Source organism: bacterium, from assembly GCA_035691305.1.
In the GTDB taxonomy this organism is placed as follows: domain Bacteria; phylum Sysuimicrobiota; class Sysuimicrobiia; order Sysuimicrobiales; family Segetimicrobiaceae; genus DASSJF01.
This window is the reverse complement of record DASSJF010000085.1, coordinates 1-15197: the sequence shown is the minus strand read 5'-3', so window position 1 is coordinate 15197 and position 15197 is coordinate 1. Positions and strand designations below refer to the sequence as shown.

12 protein-coding genes are annotated in these 15197 nt (G+C 70.5%); 5 read left to right on the top strand and 7 right to left on the bottom strand.

Features of this window, described 5'->3' with window-relative positions:
- Window positions 1-46: 46 nt before the first annotated feature.
- Window positions 47-691 (top strand): hypothetical protein, encoded by a 645-nt coding sequence (locus VFL28_16995; GenBank protein ID HET7266366.1) that lies wholly within the window; start codon window positions 47-49, stop codon window positions 689-691.
- A gap of 173 nt (window positions 692-864) precedes the next feature.
- The gene (locus VFL28_16990; protein HET7266365.1) at window positions 865-1179 is read left to right on the top strand and encodes a hypothetical protein; all 315 of its coding nucleotides are present in this window, start codon (window positions 865-867) and stop codon (window positions 1177-1179) included.
- Between the two features lie 56 nt (window positions 1180-1235).
- On the opposite strand, the gene VFL28_16985 is transcribed toward VFL28_16990, so the two are convergent.
- The 7 genes from VFL28_16985 to VFL28_16955 form a co-directional block, all read right to left on the bottom strand.
- Complete coding sequence (locus VFL28_16985) at window positions 1236-2882, bottom strand: MFS transporter (GenBank protein ID HET7266364.1); 1647 nt, start codon at window positions 2880-2882, stop codon at window positions 1236-1238.
- A gap of 126 nt (window positions 2883-3008) precedes the next feature.
- The gene (locus VFL28_16980; protein HET7266363.1) at window positions 3009-3980 is read right to left on the bottom strand and encodes an amidohydrolase family protein; all 972 of its coding nucleotides are present in this window, start codon (window positions 3978-3980) and stop codon (window positions 3009-3011) included.
- 61 nt (window positions 3981-4041) lie between these two features.
- Window positions 4042-4860 carry a carbohydrate ABC transporter permease gene (locus VFL28_16975; protein HET7266362.1) on the bottom strand — a complete coding sequence of 273 codons (819 nt, stop codon included), beginning with the start codon at window positions 4858-4860 and terminating at the stop codon, window positions 4042-4044.
- Complete coding sequence (locus VFL28_16970) at window positions 4860-5786, bottom strand: sugar ABC transporter permease (GenBank protein HET7266361.1); 927 nt, start codon at window positions 5784-5786, stop codon at window positions 4860-4862. The genes VFL28_16975 and VFL28_16970 overlap by 1 nt, the downstream gene beginning before the upstream one ends.
- Before the next feature lie 40 nt (window positions 5787-5826).
- The gene (locus VFL28_16965) at window positions 5827-7116 is read right to left on the bottom strand and encodes an extracellular solute-binding protein (GenBank protein ID HET7266360.1); all 1290 of its coding nucleotides are present in this window, start codon (window positions 7114-7116) and stop codon (window positions 5827-5829) included.
- Between the two features lie 98 nt (window positions 7117-7214).
- The gene (locus VFL28_16960; GenBank protein ID HET7266359.1) at window positions 7215-8723 is read right to left on the bottom strand and encodes a lyase family protein; all 1509 of its coding nucleotides are present in this window, start codon (window positions 8721-8723) and stop codon (window positions 7215-7217) included.
- A gap of 75 nt (window positions 8724-8798) precedes the next feature.
- Entirely contained in the window at window positions 8799-10562 is a 1764-nt protein-coding gene (locus VFL28_16955) for a M14 family zinc carboxypeptidase (protein ID HET7266358.1), read from the bottom strand.
- A gap of 276 nt (window positions 10563-10838) precedes the next feature.
- Between VFL28_16955 and VFL28_16950 the strand changes: the two genes are divergently transcribed.
- Genes VFL28_16950 through VFL28_16940 form a run of 3 tightly spaced genes read left to right on the top strand, consistent with a single transcriptional unit; the run spans window position 10839 to window position 15141 of the window.
- Entirely contained in the window at window positions 10839-12440 is a 1602-nt protein-coding gene (locus VFL28_16950; GenBank protein HET7266357.1) for an ABC transporter substrate-binding protein, read from the top strand.
- A gap of 17 nt (window positions 12441-12457) precedes the next feature.
- Window positions 12458-14113 (top strand): ABC transporter substrate-binding protein, encoded by a 1656-nt coding sequence (locus VFL28_16945; GenBank protein ID HET7266356.1) that lies wholly within the window; start codon window positions 12458-12460, stop codon window positions 14111-14113.
- Between the two features lie 8 nt (window positions 14114-14121).
- Window positions 14122-15141, top strand: coding sequence for an ABC transporter permease (locus VFL28_16940; GenBank protein ID HET7266355.1), 1020 nt, complete (start codon window positions 14122-14124; stop codon window positions 15139-15141).
- Window positions 15142-15197: the final 56 nt, after the last annotated feature.

Genomic DNA, 15197 nt, shown 5'->3' with positions numbered 1-15197 from the left:
CGTACCGGGGTCCGTCATCGGCGGTACGAAAGTGGGGGATGGACAAATGCGGCACGTGACAGCGATCGCGGTTTCGGTGTTGCTCGCGTGTCTCGCCCTCGCCGGTACCGGGGACGCCCAACCGGCGCAGCCGATTCAGGTGCAGGGGACGATTCAGTCCGTCGACTGTCAGAGCGGTCATGTCACGCTCACGACGGCCGGCGGCAGCGACACGTTCCAGGCGACCAACGAGACGGTCGCCTACGTCAACGGCTCATCCGTCTCGTTCTGCTCGCTGCAGTCGTATGCCGGTGACTCGGCGACGGCGGTGCTCATTCCCACCGGCAACGCGTTCGAGCTGACGCAGATCAACGTCACGGCCCAGACCGCGGCGCCGTCCACGTCCGGCTCGCTGCTGTCGAATCCGGTCGCGGTGGGCATCGGCGCGCTGCTGCTGGGCGGATTGATCGGCTACATGGTCGGGCACCACAACACCCAGCCGCAGACGGTCGATCCCCCGGCCGGCTACACGCAGGGTCAGCCGGTCTACTCACCCTACGGGTATCGCTACTACCCGGCCGGCTACGCGCCCGGCTGGCTCCCCGCCCAGTATCCGTACAACCGAGCCTACGACTATCAGGGCCATCACTACTACCGGTGCACGAACGGCTGGTGGAACATGGATCGGTCCTGCGAGGTGCATGAACGGTAGCGCGCCGGCGGCGACAGGACAAGATCCGCATCACGAGGGGTGAGGGCCGGCGTACCGCCGGCCCTCGCCTCTTGCGCGGTCTTTGCAATACCATTACCCGAACCTTATCAAGCCTTTGCCGCGCCCGGATACCCTTCGGGGTGCACCAACAAAATACCCCAAGGGGGTGCAGCATGGGTAGGCACGGGAAGAAGGTGGTCGTGATCATGCTGATGGGCCTGCTCCTGGCAGGCCCGTTCGCGCTGCTCCACCACGCCGCGGCCCAGCAGGAGAGCCTGCAGATGGTGTCGGCCGCGAAGGCCGCCAACGACAAGGCGGCCGCGACGCTCCATCAGACGATGATGGAGATGGACGCCACGAGCAAGATGCCGATGACCGCCAACGAGAAGGCGATGATGAAGGCGATCCACGATTTGGCGACGGTCGTGCAGATGCTGATCGATTCCAACAAGAACCTCATCACCGTCGTCGAGCACGGGACGAAGTAACAACCGCAGCGGCCGAGCGGCAACGCGGCCCCCGCGCGCGACCCGGCGGGGGCCGATCAGCCGCCTCCCGGCTGCCGGGCGGCGGCCTCCGCCTTGCGTTTCACGTTCTCCACCGTGAGATGGCAGTAGCGCCGGAACGACGGGTCCGGGGACACGACCTGTACGGCGGGCCGCCGGGCCGGCGTCCTGATGCCCACGGCGTTGATCACGGCGCCGCAGACGAAGAGCGCCGCGCCGACGAGCATCGCCAGGTGAAGTGCTCCCGCGGAGGCCTCGCGGGCGGCAGCGCGGAGGGCCTCCGGCACGGTCGGCGGCGGCGGGTTGAACGGAGACAGCCGGTGAACCGCCGCGGCGGCGGGTGCGCCCGGATGGGCCGCCGCGAGCACCGCGTAGAAGTGCGTGGTCACCGCGACGAACAGGCAGGCGACCGCCAGTTGCGGCCCTACGTCTGAGATCACGGTATTGATTCCCGACGCGACCCCGGCGTGTTCCACCGGTGCCGAGGCCATGAGCGTCGCCGTCAGGGGCGCGACCATGATCATGGCGCCCAGGCCGACGATGAGCATACCGGGGAGCACGTCGGTGAGGTACGCCGCCGGCGGCGCAAACGTGCCCGGGTCGGGCAGCTTCAGCGCCCAGGCGGCGCTGGCGGCCGGGATCCGGGCGAGCGAGAGGGCGCCCAGGCCCATGACCGCGGGCCCGGCGGCCATGAACCATCGGGCGCCGTAACGTGCCGCGAGCGCGCCGAACCGGGGTGAGAACAGCGCCATGAACACCGCACCCGGAGCCTCCGCAATCCCGGTCGCCGCGGCCGTATACCCGAGCGTGCCCTGAAGGAAAAGGGTCAGATAGTAGAACGTCGCGGACAGGGCCGCGTAGATGACGAGCGTCGAGAGGTTCGTCACCGTGAAGTTGCGGGACCGGAAGAGCGCCGGGGGGACCAGCGGATTGCGCGCGCGCACCATCCAGAACGGCAGCAGCGCCGCCGCGACGGCGCCGGCCCCGAGCGCCGCGAACGCCGCGGGACTGTGCCAATTCCGCTGCTGGCCCGCGATCGTGCCGATGACGAGGCCGCCCACGGCGACGGCGGTCAGGAACGTGCCGGTCACGTCAAACCCTCCCGCCGCCTGGGCGGTCGTGCTCTCCCGGACGTATCGCGTGGCGACCCAGAGGCCCGCGAGCACCAGCGGGACGTTCAGCAGGAAGACCGCCCGCCACGACACACCGTCCACCAGGACCCCGCCGATGAACGGGCCGAGGATGGAGAGTCCGGCCGATGCTCCCGACCACACGCCGAACGCCCGGCCCTGCTCCTCGCCGGTGAACGTGGCGGTAATGAGCGCGAGCGCTCCCGGAACCAGAATCGCGCCGGCGAGCCCCTGCACGATCCGGAAGACGACGAGCCACTCCATGCTGGGCGACAGCCCGCTGAGCAGCGAGGCCGCGCCGAATGCGATGAGTCCGGTGAGGAACATCCGCCGCCGGCCGTGCAGATCACCCAACCCGCCCATGAGAATGAGGAACGCGCTCTCGGCGAGCAGGTAGCCGTTGTAGACGTACGATTGCCCTTCGAGAACGCCGACGAGGCGGGCGGGGAGGTCGTGGCCGATGCGGGGGAGCGCGACTTCGACGACCGTCGAGTCCAGAAAGACGATGCACGATCCCAGAATCGCCGCCCACAGCGTCCCGCGCTTGTAGTTCACGGCGTGCGTGTCCCCGCCGGCGGACTGCTTGCCCACAACGACGAAATGGACGAGGGCGCCGGCGCCGGACGCGCTTCGAGGGCCACGACCACGTCGATGCCGCGGGGGTGGATGGAGTCCGGGAGCTCAGGGATCTCCATGCGGCGGCTGGCGGGGCGTGCCGTCGGGCAGACCGACGCGCAAGAGACGCGCCGCGTTCCCCGCGAAGAGCGCGCGCATCTCGTCGTCCGTGAAACCGGCGGTCCAGGCGGCCCGGATCTGGTCGTCGAGGTAGCGAGCCGCGAACCCCCGCGGAAACCAGGACGAGTCGGTGCCGAAGAGGATGCGCGACGGCCCCACGGTCTCCCTGAACATCCGGAACAGCCCTTCGAGCGTCAGCGGATAAGGCATCCAGCGCATCCACTCGTTCGAGCCGGACGTGTCCACGTGCACGTTGCCGCAGACCCAGGCGACGTGCAGCAGTTCCCGCGGGTAGCCGCAGCCGAAATGCGGCACGATAAACGGGATGCCGGGGAAGCCCCGCGCGACATCTTGAAGGACGAGCGGGCTCATGTTCGCGTGCGCGACGATGCCCTGGTAGCGCAGCGGGCCGAAGTGGATGAGGACCGGAATTCCCAGACGCTCCGCGGTCTCCCACACGGGATAGAGCCGTTCGTCGTCGAGGCGCCCGGAGAGCAGCGGCGCGATCAGCTTGTAGCCGCGCAGGCCGAGGGTGCGGACCGCGCGCTCGAGTTCGGCCGCCGCGTCCCGGCGGAACGGGTCGTGGTGCGCGAAGCCGATGAACCGGTTCGGATCTCCCGCGACGACCTTCGCCAGCCGCTCGTTGTCTCCGCCCGTCACGAACACGACGCGCACGAGGCGGTACCGGTCCACCTCCGCCGCCCAGCGCCGCGCCATCTCCTCGTCCGTTCCCGGCGGCGCGGGGTCGGGAAATCCCCAGGCCCGGCGCCACGCCCGCTGGTCGGCGCGCAGCCACGCCGAGACGGCCTCCCACTTCGCCTCGCCGTGCCGGGCGACGTACGCCTCGCGCGTCGAGTCGCGTCCGTCGCGGACCGGAAAATGTACGTGGCAGTCGAGCACGGGGAAGGGGGCGGCCATGTGCGGTGAGTTCGAGCCGCGCACGGCCCGCCCCTAGCGCCCGCGGGCACGCCCGGCGCCGCTAGCCGCGCAGGCCGGTGAGGACGACCCCCTCGATGATCTGCCGCTGCAGCAGCGCGAACACCGCCAGCACCGGCACGACGGCCAGCGCCGAGGCGGCCATGATGAGGTGCCAGTAGGAACCGGCCTCGCCGCTGTACAGCGCGATTCCGACGGGCAGCGTGCGCATCTGCGGGGTCTGGATCACGATGAGCGGCCAGAGAAACGCGTTCCAGTTGCCGAGGAAGGTAAAGATGCAGAGCGCCGCGAGCGCCGGCCGCACGAGCGGCAGCGCGATGCGCGCAAACAATCCGAATTCCGACAGCCCGTCGATGCGCGCGGCGTCGAGCAGCTCGTCGGGCACGCCGGTCATGAACTGGCGCATCAGGAAAACGCCGAACGCGCTGAAGAGGCCGGGGAACATGATTCCCCAGTAGGTGTTGATCCAGCCGAACCGCGCGCTCATCGTGTACCAGGGGATCACCAGCATTTCGGTCGGGATCATGAGCGTGCTCAGGATCACGACGAACGCGAGCGTCCGGCCGGGGAACCGCAGCTTCGCGAACGTGTAGCCGACCAACGAGTCGAAGAAGGCCACGCTCGCGGTCGTCACGATCGCCACCCCGAGGCTGTTCGCGAACCACCGCGGAAACTGCGTGTGCAGCAGGACCTCCCGGAAGTTGTCGAGGGTCGGCGCCTGCGGCCAGAAGTGCAGTTCGAAGATCTCGCGGGGGGTCTTGAGGGCCGTGGCGAGCATCCACGCGAACGGAAACACGACCAGCACGCCGCCCGCGGCCAGGGCGAGGTACGCCGCCGTGGTGCCCCACCGCCGCGCCGGCATCAGTACTCCACCGGGCGGGACAGCACCGTCAGCTGGGCGAGCGAGATGACCATGATCACGGCGAACAGGACGACCGTTGCGGCCGCGGCCTGGCCCATGTGGAACCGCTGAAAGCCCTGGATGTAGACGTAGAGCACGGCCGTCTCCGTGCTGCCGAGCGGCCCGCCCGGGTCGCCGAACGTCATGTTGAGGACCTGCGTGAACAGTTGCAGGTACGTGATCGTGCCGTAGACGATCGAGAAGACGAGCGTCGAGTTGAGGAGCGGCAGCGTGATGTAGCGGAAGAGCCGTAAGCCGCCCGCGCCGTCCACCGCCGCCGCCTCGTAGTACGCCGCCGGAATCGCGTTGAGGCCCGCGAGGAAGATGACGACCTGAAACCCGAGGTACTCCCAGACCACCATCGCGCTGATCGCGTACAGGGCGAGCGACGGGGTGCGCAGGAGCGGAGGAATCACGACGCCCACAACGTCGAAGATACGTCCCAGCGGTCCGAACTGCGGCGAGTACATCCACTGCCAGACCCACGCCGCGGCTACGATGGGCGTGACGAACGGGATGAAATAGAGGGCGCGGAAGAAGCCGCGCAGCCGGACGATCCGCCGCAGCAGGAGCGCGACCGTGAGGCCGAGCGCGATCTGCGCCGGGATCCCTACGACCGCGTAGCGGACGGTGTTGCCGATCGCTTTCCAGAACAACGGGTCGGCGGCGATCTCGCGGAAATTCGCCAGGCCGACGAAGGGCTGCACGGCGCCGACGATGTTCCACCGGTGCAGGCTGATCGCGAGCGCCGTGACGGCGGGTGCGATGCGGATGGACAGAAAAAAGGCCATCGGCAGGGCGAGGAATACATACGCCCACAACGCCCGGCGCGCCTCGAGCCCGAACCGGCGTCCGCCGGACCGCGGCCGCGCGAGGGTCAGCGCCATCGGGCCGCCCCGCTCCGGAACGCCCCCCCGGGGTGGCCGCCTACGGGCGCTTCTGCTTGGCCCAGAAGTCGTCGAGGACTTTCTGCTCCTTGCCCGCAGCCTGGTCGAGCGCCGCCTTGGGATCCATGTGGTTCAGGACGACCTGGTTGATCGCGTCCAGCAGCACCGTGCGCTGCGCCGTCTCGTCGACGAAGAACGTCGCGTGGGCGAACGCCAGGCTCGAGATGAACGGTCCGTACACCGGATCCGCCGCCAGCTTCGGATCGGAGACGAGCGACTTGGCGGCGGGGATCTCGCCGACCTGCTGCAGCCACATCCGCTGCACGTCGGGCGAGGTGATGAACCTGAGGAACGCCACGGCGGCCGCCTGGTGCGCGCCCGCGGCCCTGCGGGTGAGACCGTGGACCCAGAACGATCCAAAGTTGCTCGGCGTGCCGCCGGCCGTGCGGCGCGGCAGCTGCGCCACGCCCCAATCGAACTTCGCGGACGAGCGGATCGAGCCGATCGCGAACGACCCGTCCACGATCATCGCGGCCTTGCCCGCCACGAACGCGTCACGGTACCCGTTGCCGCCCGGGAAGAAGCCGATCACCCCGACCTTGTCCGCGGTGACGAGGTCGGTGTACCATTTCAGCGCCGCGGCGCCGGCGGCGTTGTTGTAGGTGACCTTTCGTCCGTCGCTGCTGTAGGGCGCCGTGCCGAACTGCCGGAACAACACCTCGCGGATCAGCTGATGGTCCTGCCCGTCGGGCGAGATCCCGAACCCTTCGCTCGTGATCCGGCCGCGCGCGTCGTACTCGGTCAGCCGCTTCGCGTCGGCGACGAACGCGTCCCACGTCGCGGGGGCCCCGATCCCGGCGCGCCGGAACATGTCCCGGTTGTAGAAGAGCGCGAGCGTCCGCACCGCGGTCGGCAGCGCCCAGTACTTGCCGTCGAACTTCGCCGCCTTGACCATCGGCACGAAGTCGCGCTCGATCTGCGCGTCGGGAAAGGCGTTCTGCGGCAGCGGGATCAGGTAGCCGCTGTCGACGTAGAGCGGCAGCCAACCGTAGAAGAGGTTGACGACGTCGGGGCCCTGGCCGGCCGGCACCGCGCTCGCGACCTTCTGGTTGTACGAGTCGTACGGGAACGTCTCCTGGACCACGTGGACGCCCGGATTCTGCTTCTCGAACTGCGGGATCAGGGCGTCCATGAGCTTGACCTTGCTCTCGAAGTAGTACTGCCAGTACGTGATCGTAACGGTGCCCTGCGCCTGCGCGGCCGCGGCCCCGCCGAGCGCCGCCGCGAGGGCGAGCGCGACCACCGTTCTCAGCATCGTCCTGCGCATCATCCGAACCCCCTCCGCCGTTGCTGCATTCGCCTCTCATCCATATAGACTCTCATCCAAGTAAAGAATAGGAACGACGCACGGGACCGGCAACGTCCCGGCTACGGCCGCCGCCCCGCGTTTCCGGACCCCAGCGCCGCGGCGATCACCGCGGCGCCGGCCTCTTCGCGCTGCGCGCGGGCGGCGGCGACTCGGCCCCGCGCGGCTTGGGTGGATGCCCGGCTCTCCGCCAGCGCCGCGCGCGCCGCGCGCAGCATCGCCTCCATCGCGCGGGGGCCGGGCCCTCCTTCGACGTTGCGCACCGCGACAAACGCCGCCGGGTCGAGCGCGGCCTCGAGCACCTCCCTGGACAGCAGTACGCGCCGGCCCGCCTCCGATTCCGCGGCCGCCGCGACCTCCTCCGGCGTCACGCCGCCGAAGTCGGCGCCGCGTGCGCGGCGGTCCGCGATCAGACGCGCCGCCACGGCGTGGGCGTCCGCGAATCGCAGGCCCGCCGTCCGGACCAGGGTGTCCGCGAGTTCGGTGCTGGTGGCGAAAGTGCCCCGCAGTGCGCCGGCCCACGCCTCCGGGCGGATCTCCGCCTGCGCGACGACCGACCGCAGCAGGTCCAGCGTGCCGCACAGCTCGCGGTGGGACTCCGTGACCGCCGGCAGGGCGTCCTCGACCGGGTCGTTGACGTCGCCGTACGGCACGTTGTGGGACGAGGCAACGACCGCCGCGCAGTCGCCGAGGAACCGGCTGAGCGCGCTGCGGACGTGCTCGAGCGCGACGGGGTTGCGCTTCTGCGGCATCAGGCTGCTGATCTGAATGAAGGGCGGCGACAGGCGCAACCCGTCGACCTCCGACCCGGCCCAGTAGAGCAGGTCGTAGACGACGCGGCTGACGCTCGCGGCCAGCACCGCGCCGCAGCCGGCAAGATCGCACGCGTAGTCGCCCGCCGAGACCGCGTCGTAGCTGTTCTCGACGACGCCCTCGAATCCGAGCAGCGCCGCGGTGTAGTGGCGGTCGATCGCGAACCCGGTGGTCGTCAGCGCGACCGCCCCCAGCGGCGACTGATCGAACCGCCGGAGCGCCGCGCGGTACCGTTCGGCGCACCGTCCCAGCGAGCCGGCGGCGGCAAGCAGGTAGTGGCCGGCCGTCGTCGGCTGGGCGTGCTGGTGGTGCGTATTCGCCATGATCAGCGTCGCGCGGTGGCGCTCGGCCTGCTCGAGGAGGGCCTCCCGTACGCCGTCCGAGGCGGCGATGACGTCGAGCGTCTGATCGCGCAACATGAGCCGCGCGACCGCGGCGCCCGCGTCGTTCCGGCTGAGCGCGAGGCGAAACTCTCCGCGTCCGTGCGTCGCCGTGTCCACCCGGTGGTGCAGGACGAAGTAGAGATCCTCCCACCGCGGATCATAGGCCGGCAGATCGGCGGCGGAGACCGATTCGAGCGCGAGGAGCGTCTCCGCGGCGACGGCGGGCTCGAGCAGGCGCTGCCGCGCGAGCATCACGACGTGGGCCACGAGCACGTCGCGCAGGTACGGAAACTCTTCGCGGCAGGCGAAGACGTAGCGCGGCCCGAGTACGTGCCTGACGTACACCGGGTCGCGAGAACCGTGGGCGTCGAGCATGGCGCGCCTTTCGGCGCGCTTCGGAGCGCCACCTTTGCCCGCCGCCGCGCGCGGGTGTGTGCCGCGCAGCCGCCGCTAGCCCCGCGCCATCCCGCTGTAGACGCGCTCGGCGGCCAGCACGGTCTCCATCAGCGCGGTGTGGCCGAGGACGAACAGGTCTCCGTAGATCGTTTCGTCCGGGAATTCCGTGATCAGCCCGAGCGGGAATGGCGCCGTCTCGTCTTCCGTAATCTGGCACGGGATCCAATGCATGATCGGATCCGGCCGTTCGCCCGTGTGCGCTTCGGAGGCGGCGATCTGCGCGCGGTTGAGGTCGACGAGTCCCGGGACCGCCGCGAGCCGCGCCGTGACCGCGTCGAGAAACTCCGTTACCCGGCTCCGCCAGGCGCCGTGGTGACGCAGGATGAGATAGAAGCCCTTCGGGACGGACCACGTCTGAAAGCCTCGCGGAAGATAGCCCGTCAGCGGCCGCGTCCATTCGTGCGACGGGTACCCGTGAAGATTGACGTGCAGCGCGGCGCTGCTGAGGCGCTGCGCCTCGAGTCTCGCGGCCTTCTCGTCCCACGGCGCGGCGGTGCGCGACTGCAGGTCGTCGCCGAGCGCGGTGTAGCGCGCGGCGTGGTGCATGTGCCGGGGGTTCACCGCGCAGAGCCGCCGGTGCAGTGCGTAGCCGTCGGGGTTCTCGAGCGGAATCACCGCGAACGACGCGTCCGGGTCGGCGGCGAGGCGGCGCGCCGCGCGCAGCGCGCCGACGACGCCGGTCGTCTCGTTGGCGTGCTGCCCGGCCGTCACGACGATGGCGGGCCGCCGGCCCGGCCGGTAGACGCCGGGAACCGGCCGTCCTTGCCGGGACCACGCCGAAAAGCGCCGGCCTTCAAGGGCGGCGGCCTCGTCCCAGACGTCCCCGATCGCGAGGGGAGCGGCGGCGGCGTCGAGCGAGGGGGCCGCCGCGCCGGCGCCGGCCGCGGCCGGCCCGGCGTCCACATCGGCGGCCGGGGTGTCGAGCGTGACGCGCACGCGGGGTGACGCCGCGCCCTCGCGGACGTCGGGAACGATCTGGCCGGGCCGCGTCGTGCGGTCGTCGATCGGACGCCCCGCCCGATGTTTGAAATATTCCAAGATCGAGAAGTACAGCTCCTCGTGCAGCGCCTCGCACGTGCTGAGGCACTCCTCTCCGTACGGCAGACGCCGCTCGACGCCGGGGACGTCGGCGCGGATCGTGAGCTGCTCGAAGTACGGCTCGCGGGTCCCCCAGTCGTACGCGCGAACCGCGCTCATCACGCGCTCGAAGATCGTCTCGTACTCCGTGGCCACCGGCTCATCGACCCGCGGGTGCGGGTCGCCCGGGCCGGTGATGCGGAGCCATCCGGTAGGTGCGAGTACCCGCCCGCCGAGGTGGTCTTCGCGCACGCGATTCGGCGCGAAGACCGCCAGACGCTCGGTCTCGCCGGTCCGCCGCTCGAGATCGATCTGATACTGCGGTGCGCCGGCGGAGGGGACGAAGCGCACGTCCACACCCGGCAGAAGCGCGGCGAGGGGATAGGCTTCAAGGCGGAAGCGCTTCTCGTGGACGTTTGCGAGCACGGGGTAGCGCACCGTCGCGCCGCGCAGTCCGGCGGCCTCGACTTCCTCGAGGAAGAAATGCACGAGCGGCTTGTACGCGCTGCGCACCGCCGCGGCGATGCCGCGCTCGCGGAGCCGATCTTCCGCCTCCCGCCGGGCCGCCGCGCCTTCAAAGAGCCAGGCCTCCACGCGGCTGCCGGGCGGCGCCTCGTGTTCCACGCGCGACAGCAGAGCGTCCAGGGTGCGCGGGATTCGCTCATCCAGCAGGCGCGTCACGGCGTCCCCCTTCGGCGGGGCTCGGCCGCGAGACCTTGCGCGGCCGTCCGCGGCGCTGGCCGGCTACGAGGGCGAGGATTCGTAGGCAAGCCGTTGCTCGCGATAGCGCACTGACCACGGGTTTCCGAGCGGGGCGGCACTTTGTGCCGCCCCGCCCGGGTCGTTTTTCGTAGGGACCCCGTAGTTCGCGCGCGAAGGAAACCCGGCGACCACATCCTCACACGGGGGGACCCTATGCCGCCAAAGCACTCTTTTGAAACGCCGGCCGGGCGCGGCGTGAGCCGCCGGACGGTACTCCGCGGCCTCGGCGCCGGGGTGCTGCTCGGCACCGCGGCCCTGCCGGGTGAGGCCGCGGCCGCGGGCGGCGACCTCGGTACGCTCGTCGTCGGCGGCCTCGCGCTGTTCCGGACGCTCGATCCCGGGCGGACGATCGAAGTGAACGGTATGAGCGTCGAGAAGGCCTGCTACGACACGCTCGTGACGTTCTACGGCGAAGACCTCCGGACGCCCCGGCCGCTGCTGGCGACCGCGTGGCAGACGAGCGCGGACGGCCGCCGGTTCACGTTTACGCTGCGGGCCGGCGTCCACTTCGCGAGCGGCAACGAGCTGACGTCGGCCGACGTGAAGTGGTCCTTCGACCGCGTCCTGAACCTGAAAGCGAACACGTCGTTCCTCTTCGACGGGGTCGAGGGCGTGGACGCGCCGAACCCCGCGACCGTCGTCGTCCGCACCAAGGCGGCGAAACCGGACCTCATTCCGATCCTCTCGCACCAAGGCCTGTCGGTGCTCGACAGCAAGCTGCTCATCCAAAACGGCGGCGACGCGGGGCCCGACGCGAACAGCCGGGACCACGCGGAGCCGTACCTGTTCCAGCACTCCGCCGGCAGCGGGCCGTTCATGTTGCAGAGTTACATTTCGTCGCAGGAGTTGATCCTGGTGCGCAACCCGCGGTACTGGGGCCGCGCGCCGCAGCTTCAGCGCATCGTGATCCGGCACGTGCCGGATCCGGTGACGCAGGCGCTCCAGGTCGTCCGCGGCGACATCGACGTCGCCTCGTCGATCGGACCCGACCAGGAAGAACCGCTTCGCCGCGCCCCGAACGTCGTCGTGCGCGCGACCCCCGCGGCGACGACCTTCTACGTCTTGATGAACAACAACCCGGACGTCGGCGGGCCGTTCTCAAATCCGAAGATCCAGCAGGCGGTCCGCTACGGGCTCGACTACGACGGCATCATGAAAATCGCCGGCCCCGGCGCGGCGCGGCTCGCCGGCGTGATCCCGACGCTGATGCCGGGGTCGCTGCCGCCGAGCGCCGCCGCAAAGCAGGACCTCGCGCGGGCCCGCGCCCTCGTCAAGGAGTCCGGACTCGCCGCGGTGGCGGGCAAGTTCCAGTACTCGAGCGATGCGATTCAGTTCGGCATCCCGACGTCGCTCATCGCCCAGAAGATCCAGGCGGACCTGCAACGGGTCGGGATCAACCTCACCCTCGACGGGCTGCCGAACGTCACCGCGCTCACCCTCTATCGCGGCGGCAAGGACCAGTTCGGATGCTGGGGCTGGGCCGCCGACTGGCCGGATGCGAGCGACTTCCTTGTCTACGCGCCGGGCCGGGTCGTCGGGAAGCGCGCGGGGTGGCTGCCGTCGGCGAGTCCGACGGCGCAGCGGATCGCGTCCCTCGCCGACGCCGCGGAGGCCGAGCCGGATACGAAGAAGCGCATCGCGATGCTGCAGCAGTTCGAGCACCTGCTCGCGGACGCGGGCCCCTACGTACCGCTCTTCCAGCCGGCAATCCCGTTCGCGCACCGCAGCAACGTGACCGGTGTCTCCTACAACAGCGTGTGGGCGCTCGACCTCGCCGCGATCCGGAAAACGGCCTGAGCCACAGGAGGATCACGATGACGGACGGTACAGAGAACGGCCGCGGGCGAACCCGCGGCAGCTTGACCCGCCGCGACCTGCTCGCCGGGACGGCCGCGGGCGCGGCGGCGGCCGCCTCGCGGCCGCTGTGGGACGCCGGCGCCGCGTTCGGGGCCGCGCCCTCCGGCCGCGATACCGTGGTGATGGCGCCGAGCTACGTCATTCGCAGCCTGGATCCCGGACGGACGCTCGAACCGCTCGGCGAGATGATAACGCACGCAGCGTACGACGCGCTCGTGACGTTCGCGGGCGAAGACCTGTCGAACCCACGGCCGCATCTCGCGACGTCGTGGACCGTCACCGGGGGCGGCCGGCTGTACACGTTCGCGCTGCGGCGCGACGTCCGCTTCGCCTCCGGCAATCCGCTGACGTCGGCCGACGTAAAGTGGTCCTTCGAGCGAGTGAAGAACCTGAAATCCAACCCCGCGTTCTTCCTCGACAACGTCGACGCGATTACGGCGCCCGATCCGTACACCGTCGTGCTGCGCCTGCGCGACCCGCAGCCGTCGATCGTCCCGATCCTCTCCAACGGCGCGCTGGGGATCGTCGACAGCAAGGCCGCCGCGGCGCAGGGGGCCGACGCGGGGCCGGACGCGAACACCCGCGACCGCGCCGAAGGCTACCTCAACATGCACTCGCTCGGCAGCGGGGCGTTCATCCTCGAGAGCCACACGCCGAACCAGGAAGTGGTCATGGCGCGCAACCCGCGGTACTGGCGCGGGGCGCCGTCCGTCGCGCGCGTCGTCATCAAGAACATCCCGGAGGCCTCGACCCAGGCGCTCGGGCTCGAGCGGGGCGACATCGACATCGCGACGGGCCTCGGCCTCTCGAACGCCGAGACGCTGAGCCGCGTGCCGAGCGTGACCACGAAGAACAGCCTGATCGCGGCCTCGTTCCTGATGATGGTGAACATGGATCCCGAACTGAGCGGCTCGCTCGCCAACCCGAAGATCATCCAGGCCATCCGGTACGGGCTCGACTACGAGGGCATTCTGAAGATCGCGGGCCCCGGCGCGGTGCGGATGGCCGGCGTGATCCCCAACAACCTCGCGGGCGCGCTCGATCCCCGGGAGGCTCCCAAGACCGACCGGGACCGCGCGAAGGCGCTGATCCGGGAGTCCGGGATCGCCTCCCCCCGGGGCCGCATGAACTACGCGAGCGACCAGACCTCCTTCGGCATCCAGTACTCGATCCTCGCGCAGAAGCTCCAGGCCGACCTGGCCGCGGTCGGCATCACCGTCGACCTCAACCCGCTGCCGGGGGCCGTCGCGCTCGGCGACTACCGCGCGGCCAAGGCGCCGGCGCTCTTCGGCGGGTACGTCCTCGACTATCCGGACGCGACCGACTTCCTCGTCTACCTTCCCGGCCGTCTCGTCGGCAAGCGGATGCGCTGGCCCGCGGCGGCGAGCTCCGCGGCCGGCGAGCTGGCGCATTGGGGCGACCAAGCGGAGCAGGAGGGCGACGCGCGGGCGCGCGTGGCGCTGCTGCAGAAGGTCCAGCGGCGCCTCCTCGAGATCGGTCCCTACATCCCGTTGTTCACGCCCGCGCTGCCGTGGGGCTACCGCGCCGACCTGCGCGGCGTGACGTTCAACAGCGTCTGGGGGACCGACTTCTTCACCCTCCGCCGCACCTAGACGGCTTCGTGAACCTCGCGGCCTACGTCGGCCGGCGCGCGCTGCTCGTGCCGGTGATGCTCGTCGGGATCACGCTGCTGACGTTCCTGATCTCGCACGCGGTCCCCGCGGACCCGGTCGCGGCCAACCTCGGCGAGCAGGCGGCGGCGAACCCCGAGGTCGTCGCCGCCTTCCGCCACCAGTGGGGGCTCGACCGGCCGCTGCCGCAGCAGTACCTGGTCTACGTGTGGCGTCTCGCGCACGGCGACATGGGGATGTCGATCTCGACGCACCAGGCCGTGGCGACGGACCTCGGGCAGGATCTCCCCGCGACCATCGAGCTCGCCTTCGCGGCGATGCTGATCAGCCTCGCCGTGGGCGTCCCGGCCGGCATCGTCGCGGGCGTACGCCGCGACACCGCGCTCGACCAGATCAGCCGGGGCGGCTCGCTGATCGGCGTCTCGATGCCGGTGTTCTGGCTCGGCCTCGTGTCGCTGCTCGTCTTCTACGCCTGGCTCGGCTGGGCGCCGTCGGCCGGACAGCTGAACCCCCGGCTCTCGCGGCCGCCTGCGGTGACGAACTTCGTCGTGATCGACGCGCTGCTGGCCGGCGAGGGCGACGTGGCCCGCGACGCCCTGTCGCACCTCGTGCTGCCGGCGCTCGTGCTGTCCGCGTACAGCATCGGAGTGATCACGCGCATGATGCGCGGCAGCATGCTCGACGTGCTGGGCGAGGACTACGTGCGCACGGCCCGCGCGAAGGGGCTGTCGGGGCTGCGCGTGACGCTGCGCCACGCGGCTCGCAACGCGCTGCTGCCGGTGATTACGATCGTGGGGCTCAGCTTCGGCGGGCTGCTCTCCGGCGCGGTCATCACGGAGACGGTCTTCGCGTGGCCCGGCCTCGGCTCGTACGCGTTTCGCAGCGCCACGTCGCTCGACTTTCCCGCGATCATGGGCGTCGGGATCGTGGTGGCGTCGGTCTACGTCTTCGCGAATCTGCTGGTCGACGTCGCCTACGCGGTGGCCGACCCGCGGATCAGGATGGGCTGACGCCGGTGGCGGCCGGCGCGGCACCCCGCGGGACCGGCCCCGGGGAGGCGCGGGCG

Bases quoted from the DNA above. Each gene is read 5' to 3' on its own strand.
- VFL28_16980 (HET7266363.1), bottom strand. From the start codon at position 3,980: ATGGCCGCCCCCTTCCCCGTGCTCGACTGCCACGTACATTTTCCGGTC.
- VFL28_16965 (HET7266360.1), bottom strand. From the start codon at position 7,116: ATGATGCGCAGGACGATGCTGAGAACGGTGGTCGCGCTCGCCCTCGCG.
- VFL28_16990 (HET7266365.1), top strand. From the start codon at position 865: ATGGGTAGGCACGGGAAGAAGGTGGTCGTGATCATGCTGATGGGCCTG.
- VFL28_16995 (HET7266366.1), top strand. From the start codon at position 47: ATGCGGCACGTGACAGCGATCGCGGTTTCGGTGTTGCTCGCGTGTCTC.
- VFL28_16945 (HET7266356.1), top strand. From the start codon at position 12,458: ATGACGGACGGTACAGAGAACGGCCGCGGGCGAACCCGCGGCAGCTTG.
- VFL28_16970 (HET7266361.1), bottom strand. From the start codon at position 5,786: ATGGCGCTGACCCTCGCGCGGCCGCGGTCCGGCGGACGCCGGTTCGGG.
- VFL28_16960 (HET7266359.1), bottom strand. From the start codon at position 8,723: ATGCTCGACGCCCACGGTTCTCGCGACCCGGTGTACGTCAGGCACGTA.
- VFL28_16975 (HET7266362.1), bottom strand. From the start codon at position 4,860: ATGCCGGCGCGGCGGTGGGGCACCACGGCGGCGTACCTCGCCCTGGCC.